At 56.5% G+C, this 6,813-nt stretch carries 5 protein-coding genes and 1 tRNA gene; all 6 read left to right on the forward strand.

All coding sequences use genetic code 11. The features are described 5' to 3' along the window. Positions 1-75: 75 nt before the first annotated feature. The 6 genes from CQ041_RS23395 (at position 76) to CQ041_RS26430 (ending at position 6,758) form a co-directional block, all read left to right on the forward strand. A complete protein-coding gene (locus tag CQ041_RS23395) occupies positions 76-3,819 on the forward strand; it encodes a bifunctional diguanylate cyclase/phosphodiesterase (RefSeq protein ID WP_105524768.1) in 3,744 nt (1,247 codons plus the stop codon). Between the two features lie 15 nt (positions 3,820-3,834). After that, positions 3,835-3,911: transfer RNA gene (locus tag CQ041_RS23400), tRNA-Ile, on the forward strand. 128 nt (positions 3,912-4,039) lie between these two features. Further along, positions 4,040-5,113 (forward strand): site-specific integrase, encoded by a 1,074-nt coding sequence (locus CQ041_RS23405; RefSeq protein ID WP_105524769.1) that lies wholly within the window; start codon positions 4,040-4,042, stop codon positions 5,111-5,113. Positions 5,114-5,414: 301 nt separating this feature from the next. After that, positions 5,415-5,633, forward strand: a complete 219-nt coding sequence (locus tag CQ041_RS23410) for a plasmid-related protein (RefSeq protein ID WP_105524770.1) — start codon at positions 5,415-5,417, stop codon at positions 5,631-5,633. Positions 5,634-5,637: 4 nt separating this feature from the next. Next, positions 5,638-6,480 carry a helix-turn-helix domain-containing protein gene (locus CQ041_RS23415; RefSeq protein ID WP_256586870.1) on the forward strand — a complete coding sequence of 281 codons (843 nt, stop codon included), beginning with the start codon at positions 5,638-5,640 and terminating at the stop codon, positions 6,478-6,480. 65 nt (positions 6,481-6,545) lie between these two features. Then, a complete protein-coding gene (locus tag CQ041_RS26430) occupies positions 6,546-6,758 on the forward strand; it encodes a TraK family protein (RefSeq protein ID WP_105524771.1) in 213 nt (70 codons plus the stop codon). Positions 6,759-6,813 lie beyond the last annotated feature (55 nt).

A 6,813-nucleotide genomic window follows, 5' to 3' on the forward strand; every position in this document is an offset into this window, starting at 1 on the left:
ACTGCCCGCGCAACACCCCTCCCCCGCAATGCCCGTCTACACTCGAACCATTCCCCGTGCCATAACGAGACCGTTATGCCCAGATTGCCGACCGTGCTACTGCTGTCGCTGCTGACCTGGACCGCAACGGCTGGCGCGTTGACGCTTACTGATGATGAGCGGAGCTGGTTGGCGGACCATCAGGAGCTGCGGCTGGGGGTGGACGCCTCGTGGCCACCCTTCGAATACCGTGATGCCGATGGCCGCTACCAGGGTTTGGCAGCCGATTACATGCGCCTGATCCAGGACCGCCTGGGTGTGCGGGTCAATCTGATCGAGCCGCCCAGCTGGGGTGCCGTGCTGGAAATGGCACGCGAAAATCAGCTCAACCTGATTCCCAGCATCATGTCGACGCCGGAACGCCAGAATTACCTGGCCTTCACCCGCCCTTACATCGACTTTCCCATGGTGATCCTTGCCCACGAAGGCGGCGCACGCCCCCGCAACCTCAAGGACTTGTACGGGCTCAAGATCGCCGTGGTAGAAAACTATGCGCCCCACGAACTGCTGCGCACCCACCACCCGGACCTGAACCTGGTCGCCCTGCCCAACGTCAGCTCAACCTTGCAGGCGCTGGCAACGGGCGAAGTGGACGCCGTGGTCAGCGACCTCGCCTCCAGCGTCTGGAGCCTGCGTGAACTCAAGCTCGATGGCTTGTACGTCAGCGGCGAAACGCCCTACCGCTATCAACTGGCAATGGGTGTACCGCGCGACGACAAAGTATTGGTGGGCATTCTGGACAAGGTCCTCGCCGACCTCAGCCCGGACGAAACCAGCGCTATCCAGCAGCATTGGGTGGGCAGCCTCACCGATCACCGCACCTTCTGGACCGATCTGCTGCTGTACGGTTTGCCAGCCGTGCTGCTGCTGAGCACCGTATTGGCCATCGTGATTCGGATCAATCGTCGGCTCAGTTCGGAAATTTCCCGCAGGGTCGCTCTGGAACAGGAACTGCGCAGCAGCGAGTACCACTATCGCGGGCTGGTGGAGAGCCTGTCCGCCATCGCGTGGGAAGCCAGCGTCGCGGACTTCACCTACAGCTACGTCTCGCCCCACGCCGAAGACCTGTTGGGCTACCCCCGTGCCCACTGGCTGATCCCGGGCTTCTGGCGCAACATCATCCACCCCGCCGACCTTACGCGCACTGAAGCCTATTGTTTCCGCGAGACCCGCGCCAACCGCGACCACAGCATCGACTACCGCGTGATCACCGCCGATGGCCGCTGCCTCTGGGTGCGCGATATCGTCAGCCTGATCGAGCATGGGCATGAGCCGGTGCTGCGCGGCTTGATGATCGACATCAGCGAGGCCAAACGTACCGAGGAAGCGCTGCAATTGTCCGAGCAGAAATTTGCCTCGGTGTTCCAGCAATGCCCGGACATCCTGGTGATCGCCCGGCTATCCGACGGTTGCTTGCTGGAGGTCAACAAGGCATTCGAGGATCAGATCGGGCTGCGCGCCGAAGACGTGGTGGGCAAAACCGGGACCGAGCTGGATATATGGGGCATTCCCGGCAGCGGCCCCGAGCTGCTGAAACGCGTGCAGACCACCAGTATCCGCAACCTCGAGATGCCATTTCTGCGCAGCAATGGCCAAGCGTTTACCGGGCTGATATCCGCCGAGCCGTTTCAATTGGATACGGTGGAAGCCATCGTGGTGGTGGTACGTGACATCACCCAGCTCAAAGAAACCCAGCAACAGCTGCAGACCTCCGAAGAGAAGTTCGCCAAAGCCTTCCATGCCTCCCCTGATGGCTTGTTGCTGAGCCGCCAGCGCGATGGCCTGCTCATCGAAGTCAACGAAGGTTTCAGCCGCCTGACCGGGTTCACCAGCGCGACGTCCATCGACCAGACGGCCCTGGACCTGGGGATCTGGGTAGACCTCAACGAGCGCCAGCACATGCTGGAACTGATGCAACGCGATGGTTTTGTGCGCGACTTCATCTGCCACATCCGTCGCGCCGACGGCCTGATCCGCCTGTGCGAACTGTCCAGCCGTCCGCTGCCCATCGGCGACGACGACTGCATGCTGACTATCGCCCGGGACATCACCGACCGCCAACTGATGCAGGAAAAGCTGCAACAGGCTGCCACCGTCTTCGAGAGCACTGCCGAAGGGGTATTGATCACCGATACGCAGCAGAACATCAGCGCGGTCAACCGCGCCTTCAGCGAAATCACTGGCTACAGCGAAGCCGAAGCCCTCGGTCAGACCCCTCGCCTGCTTGCCTCAGGCTTGCACGACAGCGCCTTCTACGCAGCCATGTGGCACCAGTTGACCGCCCACGGCCACTGGCAGGGCGAGATTTCCAACCGCCGCAAGAGTGGCGAGGTGTACCCCAGTTGGCTGACCATCAGCGCGGTGCGCAACCGCGAGCAGTTGATCACCCACTTCGTCGCGGTATTTGCCGACATCTCCAGCCTCAAGCTGGCCCAGGCCCGCCTCGACTACCAAGCGCACCACGACCCGCTGACCGGCCTGCCCAACCGCACGCTGTTTGAAAGCCGCCTGCAATCGGCACTCAACGGCCAGCAGGAAACCGGCAAGCAGGGCGCCGTGCTGTTCCTCGACCTGGACCGCTTCAAGCACATCAACGACAGTCTCGGCCACCCCGTCGGCGACCTGCTGCTCAAGGACATCGCCGTGCGCCTCAAGGAGCAATTGCGTGACATTGATACCGTCGCTCGCTTGGGCGGCGACGAATTCATCATCCTGCTCCCCGGCCTGCAACACCCCGGCGATGCCGAACACTTGGCGAATAAGCTACTGGCGTGTTTCACCCCGCCGTTCCAGGCTGGCGAACATGAATTTTTCATCAGTGCCAGTATCGGCACCAGCCTGTATCCCCAGGACGGCACCGACGTCGCCACCCTGGTCAAGAACGCCGACGCCGCGATGTACCGCTCCAAGGCCAAAGGCCGCAACCGCGTCGAAAGCTACACCCAGGACCTCACGGCCCAGGCCAACGAACGCGTCGCACTGGAGCATGAACTGCGCCGCGCCATCGAGCGTGACGAGTTGTTTCTCTACTACCAGCCAAAGCTGAGCCTGGTGACCCAAGAACTGATCGGCGCCGAAGCCCTGATCCGCTGGCGCCATCCCACCTTTGGTGACGTACCGCCCGAACACTTCATCGCCCTGGCGGAAGAGAACGGCATGATCCTGCAGATTGGCGACTGGGTGCTGGAACAGGCATGCCGGCAAATGCACGCCTGGCAAGGCGCCTTCGAGGACTTTGGCCCGCTGTCGGTGAACCTCGCCGGCGCCCAACTGCGCCACCCCAGCCTGCTCGGCCGTATCGAACAACTCCTGCGCGACTACCGCCTCGAGCCCGGCTGCCTGCAACTGGAAATCACCGAAAACTTCATCATGAGCCAGGCCGAAGAAGCGCTGGAGGTGCTGCATCAGCTCAAACACCTGGGCGTGCAACTGGCGATCGACGACTTCGGCACCGGCTACTCCTCCCTCAGCTACCTCAAGCGCCTGCCGTTGGATTTCCTGAAAATCGACCAATCCTTCGTCCGCGGCCTGCCCGACGACCCCCACGACGCCGCCATCGTCCGCGCCATCATCGCCTTGGGCCACAGCATGCAATTCACCATCATCGCCGAAGGCGTGGAGAACCCCGCCCAACAAGCGTTCCTCGCCGACGAAGGCTGCGAACAGATGCAAGGCTACATCGTCAGCCTACCCCTGCCGCCGGAGCTTTTCGCAGCGACGTTCCTTCGCATGCAGGTTTCAGACTTTTCGGATGGCACAGCTGGGAAACCATCGTTATAATCCGCGACCTGTTAAGGGCCTATAGCTCAGTTGGTCAGAGCAGAGGACTCATAATCCTTTGGTCCACGGTTCAAGTCCGTGTGGGCCCACCAAACAAGAAAGCCGCGCATTGCGCGGCTTTCGCGTTTCTGGGTGGTTCGTCACAAATACAGTCCTATGGTCCAAAGGTACAAAATCGGTACAGTGCTGGTTCGCCAGTACACCTTTGGAGTCCTTTCAGATGGCAACATTAGTCAAAACTCCTTCCGGCACCTGGAAGGCTTTGATCCGCAAAACCGGCTGGCCAACAGTCGCCAAAACCTTCCGTACCAAGCGTGATGCGGAGGACTGGTCGCGACGTACCGAAGACGAAATGGTCAGAGGTGTGTATATCCAGCGCAGCGGCTCCGAGCGCATGACGCTGGAAACGGCCCTTAAGCGCTACCTCAACGACATTACCCCTACCAAGAAGCCCACCACCCAACGCGGAGAGATTTCAAAAGCCAAGAAGCTTACAGAGCATCTGGGCAAGTATTCGCTTGCGGCCCTCTCTGCTGAAATCATTGCTAATTACCGCGACAAGCGTCTAAACGAGAAAGGGCGCGCTGGAACCACCAGCAACAATACCGTGCGCCTGGAGCTTGCTTTGCTGAGCCACCTGTTCACCGTAGCTATCCAAGAGTGGGGCTTGGGCCTTACCTTCAACCCAGTCCTGAACATTCGGAAACCAAGCCCCGGAGAAGGCCGCAATCGTCGACTATCTGCCGATGAGGAAAGGCGGTTGATAACCGTAGTGAACAAACACAGCAATCCGATGCTGGGCTGGATCGTGGGCATCGCCTTGGAGACGGGCATGCGCTCCGCTGAGATCAGCACACTCCGCAAGCCTATGGTCGATCTAGAACGACGCATTGTGAAACTCGTCGATACAAAGAACGATGGCCAGCGAACGGTCCCCCTGAGCAGACGCGCTACAGAGCTGTTCAAGGCCGCTATGGCTAACCCAGCCAGGCCAAGCGATTGCCATCTGGTGTTCTTTGGCGAGCCAGGCAAGGACGGAAAACGTCGGCCTTATGCTTTTACCAAGATATGGGGACTGCTGGTTAAAGAGCTCAAGTTGTCAGACTTTAGATTTCACGACTTGAGGCATGAGGCAGTGAGCCGGTTAGTTGAGGGCGGCTTATCCGACCAAGAAGTATCTGCAATAAGCGGACATAAATCCATGCAAATGCTAAAGCGATACACGCACCTCCGATCCGAAGACCTAGTAAAGAAAATCGATAAAATTAAAAAACGCCCAACGCTAAAAGTTTAGCTAAACCAATTCTAAACACAGCTCATCGCAAGCCTAAATTTCGATATATCGAACACAAGCATCGATAATTTTAGCGGCTAAAATCTACAGCCAACCGGAAACTTACAAAAACACATCTAACTCACCACTTAAAAAACAATAAAGCCGCAGCAAAACACAACCGATATATCGAAATACCAATTATTAACACTTTGAAATTAAAGAGATTTTATTTTTTATGCCAGCAACCAACTAAAACCTCTTCCAAGCTCTTCGAAACTTCTTTAGGATTATTTTAAACCTATGAACCTGGAACACTCTTATGAGCACCGAACAAGACATTAAAGACAAGTACCATGGAGCACCTCTGCTCTCCATTGAGCAGCTAGCCGAAATTCTGCTGAGAAGCAAAGATGGTTTGCGCCTTAGCCTTTGCGGAGACAATGAGGTCTCTCGCAAGTTTTTACCTTGCAAGTTAAAGATAGGAAGAAGGGTTTACTTCCGCACCTCGGAAGTAGCAAAAGCCTTAGACCAGGATTGATGTCATGGGCATCACGCTGAAAGTGGACAGGTCAAAGCCTGAAAAAGGCTACACCATAATTCCAAACCATATTCTTAAGGAAAAGAGCATCACGTTTAAAGCGAAAGGGATTTTGTCGCTATTGCTCTCGCTACCGCCCAACCCAAGGTATCTCAGCATCGAATTCCTGGCCAAGCATTGCAAAGACGGCATTACGGCTGTTCGCTCGGGAATAGATGAATTGAAGGCCGCTGGGTATCTAGATATCCAGCAAGCATACAACGCGCGTGGGCAGTATGACGGGGTTGAATGGAACCTGAGGGACACGCCCTGTGGATTTGAGAACCTGGCAAAGTCGAACGAAATACCGGATGTGGAAAACCCGAACTCGGATCAGCCGCCTTCGGGAAAGCATGGCCTTATAAATACATACAAAACAAAAAACTCAAAAAGCAAAAAAACTACTACTGCCACGATTCAGAAAAGCGACGAAGTCCTTGAGGACCTGAGGTTTTCGGCCACGATGCTCGCTGAGACACAGATTAAGGTCCGCAAGGCCCTGGAGCAGGTAGCACCGTGCGACCGCCAGAGAATGCTCGACGATTTTTGCGCTGCCGTCAGGTCTGGAGTCATAAATAAATCCCAACTCGGCTGGCTTCACGGGGTGATAAAACGCTACCGAAACGGCGAGTACAACTTTAAACCGCTGCCTCCAGTACTAGTTTCGACATCACACGCAGCCCGCTCACCGGATACCGTCTCACCCGCTCCATCTGTCGACACCTCAACTGTCAAGTCAGCAGAGCGGTCGAGTGTAGCGTTAGAAAGTTTGAAGAAATTAAAGAAACAGATCTGTAGGCCTAATTGACGACTTCACCACCGTGCGACACCGAAAGGTCCTTCAAATAAAGTTAATAATCTCGGGAGACAACGATGAAAACCCTAAGCCTTCGAATCGCAGAGCGGGTAATCAAAAGTGCCGACCCTAGTAGCCCCTCTGCGCATCGAGCAGTGGTCGTAATACATAAACAGGAAATCCTAGAAGCTATTCAGAATGGTTACTCGCTGCTGAGTATCTGGACAACGCTACGGAACGAGGGTGTGGTCAACTTCGGCTATCAAGCTGAATCGCCCCTAGTTTCGTAGACACCTCCAAGCCTTAAAATGAGGCCCATTAGGAGGTGCCATGAGCAACCAGCGA

Source organism: Pseudomonas sp. MYb60, assembly GCF_002979555.1.
GTDB lineage: Bacteria > Pseudomonadota > Gammaproteobacteria > Pseudomonadales > Pseudomonadaceae > Aquipseudomonas.

Excerpts from the sequence above, each read along its gene's own strand:
- CQ041_RS23395 (WP_105524768.1), top strand. The coding sequence starts at position 76 with ATGCCCAGATTGCCGACCGTGCTACTGCTGTCGCTGCTGACCTGGACC.
- CQ041_RS23405 (WP_105524769.1), top strand. The coding sequence starts at position 4,040 with ATGGCAACATTAGTCAAAACTCCTTCCGGCACCTGGAAGGCTTTGATC.
- CQ041_RS23410 (WP_105524770.1), top strand. The coding sequence starts at position 5,415 with ATGAGCACCGAACAAGACATTAAAGACAAGTACCATGGAGCACCTCTG.
- CQ041_RS23415 (WP_256586870.1), top strand. The coding sequence starts at position 5,638 with ATGGGCATCACGCTGAAAGTGGACAGGTCAAAGCCTGAAAAAGGCTAC.
- CQ041_RS26430 (WP_105524771.1), top strand. The coding sequence starts at position 6,546 with ATGAAAACCCTAAGCCTTCGAATCGCAGAGCGGGTAATCAAAAGTGCC.